Annotated in this window: 13 protein-coding genes; 10 read left to right on the top strand and 3 right to left on the bottom strand. The window is 70.9% G+C overall.

Annotated elements, in window-relative coordinates; genetic code table 11:
* Window positions 1–96 precede the first annotated feature (96 nt).
* The 5 genes from UG56_RS21980 (at window position 97) to UG56_RS21960 (ending at window position 4,562) form a co-directional block, all read left to right on the top strand.
* On the top strand, window positions 97–1,101 hold the full coding sequence (locus UG56_RS21980; protein ID WP_045548183.1) for an alpha/beta hydrolase: 1,005 nt from the start codon (window positions 97–99) through the stop codon (window positions 1,099–1,101).
* A 51-nt stretch (window positions 1,102–1,152) separates the two neighbouring features.
* A complete protein-coding gene (locus UG56_RS21975; protein WP_071327256.1) occupies window positions 1,153–2,181 on the top strand; it encodes a helix-turn-helix domain-containing protein in 1,029 nt (342 codons plus the stop codon).
* 34 nt (window positions 2,182–2,215) lie between these two features.
* On the top strand, window positions 2,216–2,407 hold the full coding sequence (locus UG56_RS21970; RefSeq protein WP_045551699.1) for a hypothetical protein: 192 nt from the start codon (window positions 2,216–2,218) through the stop codon (window positions 2,405–2,407).
* Between the two features lie 69 nt (window positions 2,408–2,476).
* A complete protein-coding gene (locus UG56_RS21965; protein WP_084101420.1) occupies window positions 2,477–3,781 on the top strand; it encodes a citrate synthase in 1,305 nt (434 codons plus the stop codon).
* Window positions 3,782–3,953: 172 nt separating this feature from the next.
* Window positions 3,954–4,562, top strand: coding sequence for an HAD-IA family hydrolase (locus tag UG56_RS21960; RefSeq protein ID WP_045551698.1), 609 nt, complete (start codon window positions 3,954–3,956; stop codon window positions 4,560–4,562).
* On the opposite strand, the gene UG56_RS21955 is transcribed toward UG56_RS21960, so the two are convergent.
* Window positions 4,559–5,797, bottom strand: coding sequence for an MFS transporter (locus UG56_RS21955; RefSeq protein WP_045551697.1), 1,239 nt, complete (start codon window positions 5,795–5,797; stop codon window positions 4,559–4,561). The genes UG56_RS21960 and UG56_RS21955 overlap by 4 nt on opposite strands.
* Before the next feature lie 70 nt (window positions 5,798–5,867).
* Here UG56_RS21955 and UG56_RS21950 point away from each other — a divergent pair, with 70 nt between their 5' ends.
* From UG56_RS21950 to UG56_RS21940, 3 genes are all read left to right on the top strand, one after another.
* The gene (locus UG56_RS21950) at window positions 5,868–6,482 is read left to right on the top strand and encodes a MarR family winged helix-turn-helix transcriptional regulator (RefSeq protein WP_256206826.1); all 615 of its coding nucleotides are present in this window, start codon (window positions 5,868–5,870) and stop codon (window positions 6,480–6,482) included.
* Between the two features lie 78 nt (window positions 6,483–6,560).
* Window positions 6,561–7,466 carry a TIGR03621 family F420-dependent LLM class oxidoreductase gene (locus UG56_RS21945; RefSeq protein ID WP_045551695.1) on the top strand — a complete coding sequence of 302 codons (906 nt, stop codon included), beginning with the start codon at window positions 6,561–6,563 and terminating at the stop codon, window positions 7,464–7,466.
* Between the two features lie 68 nt (window positions 7,467–7,534).
* A complete protein-coding gene (locus tag UG56_RS21940) occupies window positions 7,535–8,800 on the top strand; it encodes a S1C family serine protease (RefSeq protein ID WP_071327255.1) in 1,266 nt (421 codons plus the stop codon).
* A 104-nt stretch (window positions 8,801–8,904) separates the two neighbouring features.
* Here UG56_RS21940 and UG56_RS21935 read toward each other — a convergent pair whose 3' ends face one another.
* Together UG56_RS21935 and UG56_RS21930 are read right to left on the bottom strand one after the other, a co-directional pair.
* Entirely contained in the window at window positions 8,905–9,927 is a 1,023-nt protein-coding gene (locus tag UG56_RS21935) for a GNAT family N-acetyltransferase (RefSeq protein ID WP_045550337.1), read from the bottom strand.
* Window positions 9,924–11,615, bottom strand: a complete 1,692-nt coding sequence (locus UG56_RS21930; RefSeq protein ID WP_045550336.1) for an ABC-F family ATP-binding cassette domain-containing protein — start codon at window positions 11,613–11,615, stop codon at window positions 9,924–9,926. The genes UG56_RS21935 and UG56_RS21930 overlap by 4 nt, the downstream gene beginning before the upstream one ends.
* A 118-nt stretch (window positions 11,616–11,733) precedes the next feature.
* Between UG56_RS21930 and UG56_RS21925 the strand changes: the two genes are divergently transcribed.
* The gene (locus tag UG56_RS21925) at window positions 11,734–12,648 is read left to right on the top strand and encodes an alpha/beta hydrolase (RefSeq protein WP_045550335.1); all 915 of its coding nucleotides are present in this window, start codon (window positions 11,734–11,736) and stop codon (window positions 12,646–12,648) included.
* A gap of 81 nt (window positions 12,649–12,729) precedes the next feature.
* On the top strand, window positions 12,730–14,070 hold the full coding sequence (locus UG56_RS21920) for a cytochrome P450 (protein WP_256206825.1): 1,341 nt from the start codon (window positions 12,730–12,732) through the stop codon (window positions 14,068–14,070).
* The last annotated feature ends 38 nt before the right edge of the window (window positions 14,071–14,108 follow it).

Raw genomic sequence — 14,108 nt, 5'->3', positions numbered from 1 at the left:
GAGCGATCGATGTGATTCCCGCCACAGGCCGGGTTCCGTGAGGTATGACACCGGGAGGACGCTGGGTACACCCCCGTTCACCGAAGGAGTGTCCCCATGACCGAGACGACCGCCGACCAGATCTTCGGCGACGCGCCCGCCCGACCGCCGTTCGACCCCGAGCTCGTACCGGTCCTCGAGGCAGTACGCCAGGCGATGCCGTCCCTCTCGGCCGAGACCCTCTCGCTGGCACGGCAGCAGAGCGCCGACGGCTTTCCCGGCATGGAGCCGGTGGACCTGACCGTCGGCGGTGCCGTCACGGTCGAGGAGCGCCAGGTCCCCGGCCCGGAGGGCGACCCCGACATCACGCTGCTGATCCTGAGCCCCGCCGCCGACGGGCCGCCGCGCCCGGCGGTCTACCACACCCACGGCGGCGGGATGGTGATCGGCAACCGCCGGCTCGGGGTGGAGATGTTCCTCGACCAGGTCGCGGCCGGCAACGCCGTGGTCGTCTCGGTGGAGTACCGCCTCGCCCCCGAGCATCCCGACCCCGCGCCCGTGGAGGACTGCTACGCCGGCCTGGTCTGGACGGCCAAGAACGCGGCCGAGCTCGGCATCGACCCCGGGCGCATCATGATCGCGGGAGCGAGTGCCGGCGGCGGCCTCGCCGCCGGCACCGCACTCCTCGCCCGCGACCGCGCCTTCCCGAGGCTGAGCCATCAGATCCTGATCTGCCCGATGCTCGACGACCGTTTCGAGACCCACAGCAGCCGGATGCTCGACGACGAGGGCGTCTGGGACCGCGAGGCCAACCTGTTCGGCTGGACCGCGCTGCTCGGCGAGCGCCGCGGCGGCCCCGACGTCTCCCCGTACGCAGCACCCGCACGCGCCACAGACCTCACCGGCCTCCCCCGCACCTACATCGACACCGGCTCGGCGGAGACGTTCCGCGACGAGACGCTGACCTACGCGCGGCGGCTCTCGGAGGCCGGCGTCAGCGTCGATCTGCACATGTGGGGCGGCGGGTTCCACGGCTTCGACCTGATGGCCGGCCACGCGGCGGTCTCCCGCGCCTCGGTCGCGACCCGCGACGAGTTCGTCCGCAGGGCGCTCGAGGGCTGATCCGCTGGCCTGCTCGGCTCCGGTGGGCGAGAGTAGGCCGGGGAGGTTCAGGTGCGAGATCTGATCGGCAAGCTCGAGGTGGTCGACGACGACACGGCCAGCGCGCTGCGCGTCATCGACCACTTCGACCGGCTCGTGGACGAGCGGGCCTCGACCGCCGCGGTCGTACGCGCCGCCGCGGCGCTCGCCGGCGCCACGGCCGGCCTCCACGACGCCGCCAGGGCGGTGGTCAAACGGTTCGCCCCCGACGGCCGGGCGCGGACCGGCACGACCGAGGGCGACTGGCGGCACGAGCCGGTCCCCGGCCACCCCGGCTCCTGGCTCTGGCTCGAGCGCGCGGGCGAGGACGGTCCGCTCGACGCACTCATCCTCGAGCGCGCCGCCCGCGCCCTGCAGGCGCTCAGCACCGGCTCCTCGAGCCCCTCGGCCGGCGGGCTGGTCCGGATCGCGTGCGACCCCGACGCCACCGAGGCCGACCGGCGGGACGCGGTCGCGCGACTCGGCCTGACCGGCCCGGTCACGGTCGTGCTGAGCCCCTCCGCCAACCTGCGGGCGACCCTGATCAGCAGCGTCGGGGCCCTCGTCGTCGCGCTCCTTCCCGGCGCGGCCACCATCCCGGAGGGTGTCCGCGCCGGAGCAGCCACCGCGTCCGACCCGATGCGGCTGCCGACCGCGCTGGAGCAGGCCCGGACGGCCCTCCGGCTGGCCGGCGAGGTCGGTGGACTCGCGCCCGCCGTGGTCCGCTACGAGGACCTCGGCGCGCTGGCCGTCATCGCCGAGCGGATCAGTGCCGAGGAGGCGGCGGGGGTGGGTGACGTACGACGTCTCGACGAGCTGCTCGCCGGGCATCCCTGGGTCGTGGACACGCTGCACGCCGTGCTGGACCAGCCGAGCCTGCGGCAGTCGGCCGCGATGCTCCACGTGCACCACTCGACGCTGCAGGAGCGGCTGACCTGGCTGAGCGGACAGCTCGGCTACTCGCCGGCCAAGGGCCGAGGACGGCAGCGTGCGGCGGTCGCGGTGCTGCTGTGGCGGGTGGCCCACGGCACCGACCCTGAGACAGTGGCGGAGTCGCACTAGGCGCTCTTGGCCCGGACACCTAGATTATGTGTCCATGACAGGGGAGCCGAGCGAGACCGAGGTCCAGGAGGCGCTGCGCGCGCTCCGCGGAGAGGACGAGACCCAGGACGGGCGGTCGGTGAAGACCGTTCTCGACCTTCATCGGCTGCGCGACGCGCTGACCCGGTTCGGCGACGACGAGCCGGCCGGCGACACGAAACCGGCGCGGGACAAGTTCCGGCTCTGAGTCGAAATCGGCCAATGGGTGGGACGCCGAGTTACGAAGGCGATTTCAAGAGGGTTACCGTTACTGATCGTGACCGAATCTCTAACAGTGCGTGACAACCGCACCGGGGTGGAGTACGACATCCCGATCACCGACGGCACCATCCGCGCCGCCGACCTGGGAAAGATCAAGGCCGCGGACCCGGCTAACAACGAAGAGGGGCCCGGCCTGGCGGTCTATGACCCCGGTTTCGTCAACACCGCTTCATGCCGATCTTCCGTCACCTATATCGACGGCGACAAGGGGATCCTCGAATATCGGGGCTATCCGATCGAGCAGCTTGCGGAGAATTCCAACTTCCTCGAGGTCTCCTACCTCCTGGTCCACGGCGCGCTGCCGACCAAGGAGGAGTACGACGCGTGGGTGCACGAGATCACCTACCACACGTTCGTGCACGAGAACATCAAGGAGTTCATGCAGGGCTTCCGCTATGACGCCCACCCGATGGGCATGCTCATGGCGTCGGTCGGTGCGATGTCGACGTTCTACCCGGACGCGGCCAACATCTCCGACCCTGACAACCGTCGCCTGCAGATCATCCGGCTGATCGCCAAGATGCCGACCCTCGGCGCCTGGGCCTTCCGGCACGCGCAGGGCAAGCCCTACGTCTACCCGGACAACGACCTGTCCTACACCGGCAACTTCCTCTCCATGCTCTTCAAGATGAGCGAGTCGAAGTACGCCCCCGACGAGCGCATCGAGAAGGCGCTCGACACGCTCTTCATCCTGCACGCCGACCACGAGCAGAACGCCTCCGCCAACGCGGTCCGGAGCGTCGGCTCGACCCAGGTCGACCCCTACTCCTCGGTCGCCGCCGGCGTCGGCGCCCTCTTCGGCCCGCTCCACGGTGGCGCCAACGAGGCCGTGCTGCGGATGCTGCGCCGCATCGGCAAGGTCGAGAACATCCCCGCCTTCATCGAGGGCGTCAAGGCCGGCAACGAGCGGCTGATGGGCTTCGGCCACCGGGTCTACAAGAACTACGACCCGCGGGCGAAGCTGATCAAGCAGCAGGCCTACAACGTGTTCGAGGTCACCGGGACGAACCCGCTCCTCGACATCGCCCAGGAGCTGGAGAAGATCGCGCTCGAGGACGAATACTTCGTCAAGCGCAAGCTCTACCCGAACGTCGACTTCTACTCCGGCCTGATCTACGAGGCCCTGGAGTTCCCGCCGGAGATGTTCACCGTGCTGTTCGCCATCGGGCGTACGCCGGGCTGGCTCTCCCAGTGGCTGGAGCTCGTCCAGGACAAGGAGCAGAAGATCGCGCGTCCGAAGCAGATCTACACCGGCGAGCGCGGTCTCAACTTCGTCCCGCGCGACGTTCGCTGGGCGTGACGAGCGCTTAGCCAGGCTCGAGTCGGCGCAAACGGACCGGAGCGAAGCGAGACGACCGGAGCGAGGCCGAGCGGCGAGCTTGCTCGTCCGCTCGCGCCGAGCGAGGGAGTAACCGCGCGAAGCGCGGAGGACCGGATTGCGCCGACTCGAGACGGGCAGCGCGAGGAGCGACATGACTAACGTGGACGGGGTCGTCTGGGATTTCGGCAACGTGCTGATCCGCTGGGACCCGCTCCCGGCGATCGCGGAGGGGATCGGCGACGCCGACGCCCGCGCCTTCCTCGAGTCCTACGACTTCGGCGCGTGGAACTACGCCCAGGACGCCGGCCGCACCTGGGCCCAGGCGCTCACGGTGCTCGAGCAGGAGGCGCCCGAGTGGGTCGCAGCCGGAGCGGCGTACGTCGACAACTTCCCGCTCTCCCTGCTGGGTCCGGTCCCCGGCACCCATGAGCTGGTCCGCGAGCTCGCCGCGACCGGCTTCCCGCAGCTCGGACTGACCAACTGGTCGGCCGAGCTCTATCCGCATGCCCCGGCGACGTACGACGTGATCGGGCTGCTCCGCGACGTCGTCGTCTCCGGCGAGGTGAGCCTGGCCAAGCCGGACCCGGCGATCTACCGGCTGGTCGCCGAGCGCGCCGGGATGCCGCTGGAGCGGCTGGCGTTCATCGACGACAGCGTCGCCAACGTGGCCGCCGCCGCGGCTCTCGGCATGCAGGCGATCCACTTCACCGGGGCCGAGCAGCTCCGCAGGGACCTGGTCGCGCTCGGCCTCCCGCTCTAGGCGGGCTGGTCGGGCGCGCGCTCGAGGCTGCGTACGCCCGCGAAGGAGATCGACATCAGCGCACTGCCGGAGATCACCGCGGCGACCACGAGCAGCCAGGTGTCGAAGCCCACCGCGACGGCGACCGGGCCGACCAGCGCGAGCCCGACGGGGCGGGCGACGAACGAGCCCACGGTGTCGAAGGCGTAGACCCGGGAGAGCTTCTCCTCGGGGATCTCCTGCTGGATCGCGATCTGCCAGAAGATGTCGAAGACCTGCAGCCCGAAGCCGTGCAGGAACGCGCCGATCACGATCGGCCAGAGCGTGTCCGAGACCGCCATCGCGACCGGGAAGAGGCCGGTCATCGCGAGGAAGCAGACGCCGACGGAGAGCAGCCGGCGCGGACGGAACCTCAGGCAGAACAGGCCGCCGACGATGAAGCCTGCCATCAGCGCGGCGAGCGCGAAGCCCCACGAGGTGCGGCCGACGCCCTCGCCCACGACGATGGGACCGAGCACGCTGTGCGCACCCGACCAGAACAGGTGGTAGAGCAGGGCCTGCAGGATGAGGAACCACAGCCACGAGTGGCGCATCACCTCGCGGAAGCCCTCGGCGAGATCGCCGAGCATCGAGGCCTTGTGGGGCGGGCGCTCGTGGGGCACCCGCATGCCGGCGTAGGCGACGGCGGCGATCGCGAAGGTGACCGCGTCGACGGTGATCGCCCACCCGGGGCCGACGGCCGCGACGAGCACACCACCGAGGGCGTAGCCGATGGTCGCCGCGGTGGTCTGGAGCAGCGACCGGAGGGAGACGGCGGCGCCGAGGTCCTCCGCGGGCACGACCACCTTGGTCATCGCCATCGCCGAGGGCTGGTTGAGCGCGGCGACGACACCCGCGAGGCCACCCATCACCGCGATCGACGGGATCGTGGCGACCCCGAGGATGATCGTCGCCGCCAGCGACCCGACCACGACGGCGCTGATCGCCGCCGTGCCCTCCATCATCACCTTGCGCGAGACCCGGTCGCCGAGCACTCCCCCGGCCAGCGTGGTCACCACCTGGCAGGCCGCGAACACGGCCTCGACGAAGCCGAGCTGCGTCGCCGTGCCACCCAGGTCGAGCACGGCGAAGGCCAGCGCCACCGGGGTGATCGCGTTGCCCAGCTGCGAGGACGCCGTACCGGTCACGAGCCGGCGGAAGTTGCGGTGCCTCAGCGGTGAGCGACGCCCGGTCGGCGGTTCGGTGATGACGGTCATGTCGGGAAGCTACTTCGCTGGCGAACTATTCGTCAACGAATTATTCGGTCGCCGAAGGTAGGATCGGCGCATGCCCGCGACGCGAACTTCCTCCGAGACGCCCGGCGAGACGACCGGAGCGAGGTCGAGCGGCGAGCTTGCTCGTCCGCTCGCGCCGAGCGAGGGAGTGACCGCGCGAAGCGCGGACACGGAGGACCGGGCCGACCGCCACGTGGCGAGGTGGCGCGACCACTGGATCGACGTCGACTTCGACGACGAGATCGAGGCGATCACGGTGCGGATCGGGTTGATCTCGAAGTTCTTCGACGACGCACGCGCGGCGGCGGCGAGCGAGGTCGGACTGGCCGACTTCGAGTACAAGACGCTCCACATGCTGATGATCCGCGACACCCCCGGCCACGCCTCGCCCACCGCCCTGGCGAAGGACCTCGACATCAGTCCCGCCGGGATGACGGGCCGGCTCGACAGCATGGAGAAGGCCGGGTGGGTGCGGCGTACGGCATCGGTGGAGGACCGGCGCAAGATCAGCGTCGAGGCGACGAAGGCCGGCATCGAGATCTGGCGGCGCGCCATGGACCTGCGCGGCGAGGCCGAGACCAGGCTGCTGGAGACGCTGAGCCCGGAGCGGCGTACGGAGCTCGCGGCGCTGCTCAAGCAGCTGACCCTGCGGATCGAGGACGAGTAGGCGGCTGCGCAGATCTGCGTACGCCGCCACCGCCCGCGGACGGATCCGCTTGCGGCCCATCAGGTCGAGCCTGGAGGCATGACCACCACACCTGAGACCAGACCCTTCCGCTTCGGCGTCGTCGCCGCCCAGACCGCGACGGGCGCCGCCTGGACCGACCTCGCCCGCCGCGTCGAGAGCGCGGGCTACGACACGCTCGTGATGCCGGACAACGTGTCCTTCGGCCATGCCGTCTTCCCCGCCCTGGCGACCGCCGCGGCGGTGACCACGAGGCTGCGGGTGGGGACGTACGTCCTGGCCAACGACTTCCGCCACCCCGTCCAGGTCGCCAAGGAGGCGGCCACGCTCTCGGTGCTCTCGGGCGGCCGCTTCGAGCTCGGTCTGGGCGCCGGACGCCCAGACTCGGAGCGCGAGAACGCGATGCTGGGACTGGGCTTCGACCGCCCCGGCGTACGCGTCGAGCGGCTCGTGGAGTCGATCCACCTGATCAAGCGGCTCCTCGCCGGCGAGACCGTCACCGTTGACGGACCTCACCACCGGGCCGTCGAAGCCTCGGTGCTCCCCTATGGGACCGCTCCTCAGCAGGTGCCGATCCTCGTCGCCGGCGGCGGTCCGCGGATGCTGCGGATCGCGGGCGAGCATGCCGACATCGCCGCCCTGGGCATCCCGTTCCACGCCGAGGAGCTGGCCGTCCGGGCCGCCGTCGACCAGGTACGCTCCGCCGACCGTCCCGACGCCGGCACTCCCGAGCTCAACATGAACCTGATGGCCGTCGGCGACGTCGTGCCGCGCTACCTGGCCGGCCGGCTCGATCCCGCCGCGCTCGCCGCCCAGGGCGCCGTCGGTGTCGTCAGCGGCTCGCCGGCGGAGATGGCCGACCAGCTCCGCGAGCGCCGGGAGCGGCTGGGCATCTCCTACCTCCTGGTCGGCGACGAGCTGATGGAGGCGTTCGCCCCGGTCGTAGGACTCCTCGCGGGGTCCTGAATCATCTCTTCGTGACCGCATAGCGCTGTCTCAGCCGGTTCACAGGGATGCTGGCCAGACTCGAAGACATGACCGAACTCCCTCCTCAGCAGCCGAGTGGGACCCCGCCGCAGTGGACTCCCCCGGCTCCTCCCGCCGGCCCCACTCAGCCTCCCGCCGGCCCGTTCGCGCCCTCGCCGGCGCAGACCTCCGTCATGCCGCCGGTGCCCGGCACCCCTGCCAAGAAGCGGGCCGGCGGCCGTGCCGGTCTCGTCGCCGCGGTCCTGGCCGGCGCCCTGGTCGCCGGTGGCGCAGCCGGTGTCGGCGGCGCGGCGATCTACGGCGCCCTCGACGGTGAGGGCAGCCCCGGCGGGGCGAACACCCCGGCCACCTCCCAGGTCGTCGACGCGAAGGCCCCCGAGGGCAGCATCGAGAAGGTCTCGGCCAAGGTGCTCCCCTCCGTGGTGAAGATCGAGGTCAGCTCCCAGCAGGGCTCGGGCTCGGGCTCCGGGGTCGTCCTCTCCTCGGACGGCACGATCCTGACCAACAACCACGTGGTCGAGCTGGCCGCCAACGGCGGCACGGTGACGGTCGACTTCAACGACGGTACGTCGGCCCCCGCCGAGGTCCTCGGCACCGACCCGCTCACCGACACCGCCGTGATCAAGGCGAAGGGCGTGACCGGCCTGACCCCGATCACGATCGGCAAGTCCTCCAACCTCACCGTCGGCCAGAGCGTCGTGGCGATCGGCTCCCCGTTCGGGCTCGACTCGACGGTGACCACCGGCATCGTCAGCGCGCTCGACCGCCCGGTCAACGTCGGTGTCGACCAGAACGGCGCCGCGACCGTCTACCCCGCGGTGCAGACCGACGCGGCGATCAACCCGGGCAACTCGGGCGGCGCGCTCGTCGACCTCAACGGCAACCTCGTCGGCATCAACGCTTCGATCCGCTCCGGCGGCGGCGCGAGCAGCGAGGACGCGGGCTCGATCGGCATCGGGTTCGCCATCCCGATCGACGAGATCAACCCGATCGTCGAGCAGCTCGAGAAGGGAGAGCGGGCCACCCACGCCCAGTTCGGCATCTCCGTCTCGGACGCTCCCGCGGCCCAGAACGGCCAGACCTCGGTCACCGGCGCTCAGGTCCAGGAGGTCAGCGACGGCAGCACCGCCGAGAAGGCCGGCCTGGAGAAGGGCGACATCATCACCAAGGTCGACGACCACATCATCACCGGGTCGGACTCGCTGGTGGCGACCGTCCGCTCCTACCGGCCCAACGACCAGGTCGAGGTCACCTGGTCCCGCAACGGCGAGGAGAAGACCGCGAAGGTCACGCTGGACTCCGACGCCTCCTGATCTCCCCGCGTGACGCTGGGGTCCGCAGGGCCTCAGCGTCGCGGGGTGCCAACCGGCCACGACGCCTCATGCCCGGTCTCTGACCGGGGATGAGGCGTTCGCGGTCAGGAGACCTGCTTCTGCACGCTGCACAGCCACTCGACCGGCTCGAAGCCCATGGCCTCGTTGACCTGGATCATGTGGGCGTTGACCTCGGCGTTGTACGTCGTCAACGTCGGCACCTCGGGGCGCTCGGCCTGGAGCAGCCGGAGGTTGGCGACCTTCACCGCCAGCCCGAGCCGGTGGCCGCGGTGGGCCGCCTCGACCAGCGTCCCCCACTGATAGCTCTTACCGTCCTGGCTCGAGTAGCCGATCACCGTGTAGGCCACGACGCGGCCCTCCGGATCCAGCGCCACCGAGTGGTAGAGGGTCCGCTGCTGGGCCGCGACCAGCTCCTCGGTCTCGCGCACCCGCGCCACGTCGGGCTCGGGCGCCTCGACGTCGAGGTCGCCGGTCGGCGCCTCGGTCTCCAGGCTGGCGTCGAGCACCGCCCAGCTCTCCACGATGTCGTCGGGAACCCGGCCGACCCAGGAGCGCAGCGTGTAGCCGGCATGCCGTTCGGCTGCCTGCGCCGCCAGCCGGTCGAGGACGCCGTCCGGGACCGGGAGCCGCAGCAGGCGGCGTACCTCCACCAGCGCGGGCGCATAGCCCCGGGCGACCCCGAAGTCGCGGCCGGGCGAGCCCTCGCCGCCGGAGCCGAGCGACCAGGGCCACCAGACCTCACCGGTCAACGACGTACGTCCCTGGGCGCGGGCCTCCGCCTCGACGTGGTCGAGCAGAGCGGTGCCATGGCCACGCCGACGGTGGGCCGGCAGGACCGCCACCACGAGCGTCGCACGGTGCAGGTTGTCGAGCAGCGGCATCGCGACCCAGGCGGCGGCCACCGCCTCCCCGCCGACGCGCCCGAGGTAGGCGCGACGGTCGCTCTTCCCGCTCTGCTGCTGCAGCTCGACGCGCTGCTCCTCACGGGCCCACAGGTCCGCGTCGGGGCCGCGGACGTCCAGCCACGACGCGGTCATCACGTCGTACCACGCGTCGAAGGCGTCGTCGTCGAACGGGTCGACCCGCTCCATCACCAGCTCGCTCATCGTGACCTCTCCACTCGCGTCTCGTCCCAGACCGGCTCCGGGGACTCGTAGACGTCGCCGTTGGCGCCGTAGACCAGGAACCGGTCGAAGCCGCGGGCGAACCAGCGGTCGTGGGTGACCGCGATGACGGTGCCCTCGAACGCCTCCAGCCCAGCCTCCAGCGCCTCGGCCGACTGGACGTCGAGGTTGTCGGTCGGCTCGTCGAGGAGCAGCAGCGTGGCGCCCGAGAGCTCCAGCAGGAGGATCTGGAAGCGCGCCTGCTGCCCGCCCGAGAGCGAGTCGAAGGTCTGCTCCGCGGCGTGCGCGAGCTCGTAGCGGTCGAGCACCCGCGAGGCGGCCTCCCGGCCCATCCCGGCGCGTCCACGCCCGTCCGGCGTGACGTCGCCGCGGTGCAGGATGTCGAGCAGCGTACGCCCCACCAGCTCCGGGTGGGCATGGGTCTGCACGAACCAGCCCGGCCGCACGCGGGCTCCCAGCCGGGCGACACCGCGGTGGCGTACGGGCTCGATCACGACCTCGCCCACGGGCTCGTGCTCCTTGTCGGGCATCGAGCCGCCGCCGGCGAGGAGGCGCAGGAAGTGGGACTTCCCGGAGCCGTTGGAGCCGAGGACCGCGACCCGCTCGCCGTACCAGACCTCGAGGTCGAACGGGTGCATCAGGCCGGTGAGCTCGAGCGACTCGCACACGACCGCGCGCTTGCCGGTCCGGCCGCCGCGCAGCCGCATCACGACCTGCTGCTCGCGCGGCTGCTCGATCGGCGGCCCGGCCTCCTCGAACTTCTCCAGCCGCGTCTTCGCGGCCTGGTAGCGCGAGGACATGTCGGAGTTGTAGGCCGCCTTCTGCTTGTACATGAGCATCTGGGCCCGCAGCTTGGCGTGCTCCTCGTCCCACCGCTTGCGCAGCTCCTCGAAGCGCTCGAACCGCGCGGTGCGGGCGGCGTGGTAGCTCTCGAAGCCACCGGGGTGGGTCCAGACCAGGTTGCCCGCCGAACCGAGCTCGACGGTCACCACGCGGGTGGCGGTGTTCGCCAGCAGCTCGCGGTCGTGGCTGACGTAGAGGATCGTCTTCGGGGACTCCCGGATGCGCTCCTCGAGCCACATCTTCCCGGGCACGTCGAGGAAGTTGTCGGGCTCGTCGAGCAGCAGCACCTGGTCGGGGCCGCGGAGGAGATACTCCAGGACGAGGCGCTTCTGCTCACCGCCGGAGAGGGTGTCCAGCGAGCGGTAGCGGGCGCGGTCGTAGGGCACCCCGAGCCCGGCCATGGTGCAGACGTCCCAGACGACCTCGATGTCGTAGCCGCCCGCGTCGGCGTACTCGGCCAGGGCGGTGGCGTAGCGCATCTGCAGCCGCTCGTCCTCCGACGACATCAGCTCCAGCTCGCAGGCCTCCACCGCCGCGGCGGCCTCGCGCACGCGCGCGGGTGCCACCGAGAGCAGCAGCTCACCGACGGTCGAGGAGCCCCTGCCGACCATCTGCCGCATCACCCCGAGACCACCCGAGCGCACCACGGACCCGGCCGTCGGGGTCAGCTCGCCGGTGACGATCCGCAGCAGCGTCGTCTTTCCGGCGCCGTTGGCGCCGACCAGCGCGACCTTCGCGCCTTCTCCCACCCGGAAGGAGACGTCGTCGAGCAGCACCCGTCCGTCAGGCAGCTGGAACCGCACCCCAGCAACATCCACATGTCCCACAGCCCTCCAGTCTGGCACCCGTGTCGAATGGTTATTCCCGGCCGCGTTCGACAAATCGGTCCCATCAGTAGAACGTGATGCTCGACACATTTTGGCGATTACCGATATGACTGACGCCATGCCTCCGCTCGACAGCCAGATCGCTGACCTGCTCACCCTCTTCGCGAAGGGCCAGCCCCTGGAGTCCTACGATCCGCCGACGGCACGCGCGCTCTACCGTGCGCTGGGCGAGGGCGTCCCACTTCCACCGGTCGGCTCGGTCGAGCCATCGGTGATCCCAGGGCCGGCCGGCGACATGCCGGTACGCATCTACCGGCCCATCGCGCAGGGCCCGCTGCCCACGATCGTGATGTTCCACGGCGGTGGCTGGGTGGTCGGCGACCTCGACACCCACGAGGACCAGGCCCGCAACCTCTCCACCATCTGCGACGCCGTGGTCGTCGCGGTCGACTACCGGCTCGCTCCCGAGCACCCATACCCCGCCGCCTACGACGACGCAGTGGCGGCCGCCCGCTGGGTCAGCGACAACGCGGCGACGCTCGGTGGTGACGGCCGGGTCGCGGTCGCCGGCGACAGCGCCGGTGGCAACCTGTCCGCCGCCGTGGCCCAGGCCTTCCGCACCGAGGGGCGCGAGCTCGTCGGCCAGCTGCTGATCTACCCGGCGACCGACATGACCAGCGGCTACCCCTCCTACGCGGAGAACGGCCACGGCTACTTCCTCGAGCTGCCGACCATGAAGTGGTTCTCGGACCACTACGTGGGCGACGCCGACCGCTCCGACCCGCGGCTGAGCCCGATCAAGGGGTCTTTGGAGGGTCTGGCGCCGGCGGTGGTGGTGACCGCGGAGTTCGACCCGCTGCGGGACGAGGGCATCGCGTACGCCAAGGCGCTGGAGAGCTCGGGGGTCCCCACGACCTACCACCACTGCGACGGGCTCATCCACGGCTTCTTCGCGATGGGCCATCACTCGCAGGCGGCGCAGCGCGCGATCGAGGAGACGTGCGCGCTGTTCCGGACCGTCCTCCACGGGTGATCTCGGGGGTGATTCAGGACACACCCTCAAACCAGGGGTATTCCTGATGACCGTCGTCTGAGGATGGTCCAGACTGGCCGCATGCCGATTGCTGCCCTGGTCAGTTCCTCTCTACGGGCGATGACGCGACCGCTGACCGAGCGTGCCCGCAAGCTTGCCCTGCAGTTCGCGATGCGGGGCAAGGAGTCACCGATCCCCGACATCACCACGCTGCGGAAGATCCCCGAGCACCTGACCTTCCCGCTGCGCCGTGACGGCGTCGACCCGGTCCCGCTGCTCGCCGAGAGCCGGGAGCAGGCGCCGGTCACCAAGCTCGGCTCGGTGCTCGGCCTCGACATCGTGCTGGTCACCGGGCATGCCGAGTCCAAGCACGTCCTGGCGGACAAGAACGCCTACTCCAACGACATGCGCCACCTGCTCGGCACCCGCAAGCGCACCGACGCCGAGGGCATCGGTGGCCTCGGCATGACCGACCCGCCCGACCACACCAAGCTCCGCGGACTGCTGACCCCCGAGTTCACCATGCGCCGCCTCGGCCGGCTCAACGAGATGATCGACCGGATCGTCACCGACGCCCTCGACGACATGGAGGCCCACGGCCCCGAGGTCGACCTCGTCCAGCGCTTCGGCTTCGAGATCCCCTTCCGGGTGATCTGTGAGCTGCTGGGCATGCCCGAGGACGTACGCGACGAGTTCCACAAGCTCGGCATGGCCCGTTTCGACCTCTCCGAGGGCGGTGCCGGCGCCTTCGGGGCCGCCACCGAGACCCGGACGTTCCTCATCGAGCAGGTCCGCCAGCAGCGGGCCAACCCCGGCGACGGAATGATCGGCGAGATCATCCGCACCAAGGGCGCCGAGTACGACGACGTCGAGCTCGGCGGCCTCGCCGACGGCGTCTTCCTCGGCGGCTACGAGACCTCCGCCTCGATGCTCTCCATGGGCGCCTACGTCCTGATGCAGAACCCCGAGGCCTACGAGATCCTGCGGTCGGGCGACCGGGCCGAGGTCGACAAGGTGGTCGAGGAGCTGCTCCGCTACCTGTGCCCGGTGCAGATCGCGTTCCCGCGGTTCGCCCGCGAGGACCACGACCTCTTCGGCGTGCCGGTCAAGAAGGGCGCGGTCGTCCTGGTCAGCCTCACCGGCGCCAACCGCGACCCCGCGGTCGTGCCGCGGCCGGAGCAGTTCGACCTCCGCAACGCCGACACCATGCACTTCGCCTTCGGCCACGGCATGCACCGCTGCGTCGGCGCCGAGCTCGCCCGGATGGAGCTCCGTGCCGCCCTCACCGGCCTCGCCCGCCGCTTCCCCGACCTCTCCATGGCCACCGACGACCCCGGCGAGCTCGGCTGGCGCGACCTCTCGGTCGTCTACAGCCTCGACCGCCTCCCCGTCCGGCTGGCCAAGGACCCGGTCCCGGCCTGACCCGCACCCCGTCGAGTCGGCGCATCCTGACACGAAAA

The organism is Nocardioides luteus (genome assembly GCF_000960475.2).
GTDB lineage: Bacteria > Actinomycetota > Actinomycetes > Propionibacteriales > Nocardioidaceae > Nocardioides > Nocardioides luteus_A.
Note: the sequence above shows the minus strand (reverse complement) of the source record. Positions and strands in the feature narration are given on the sequence as shown.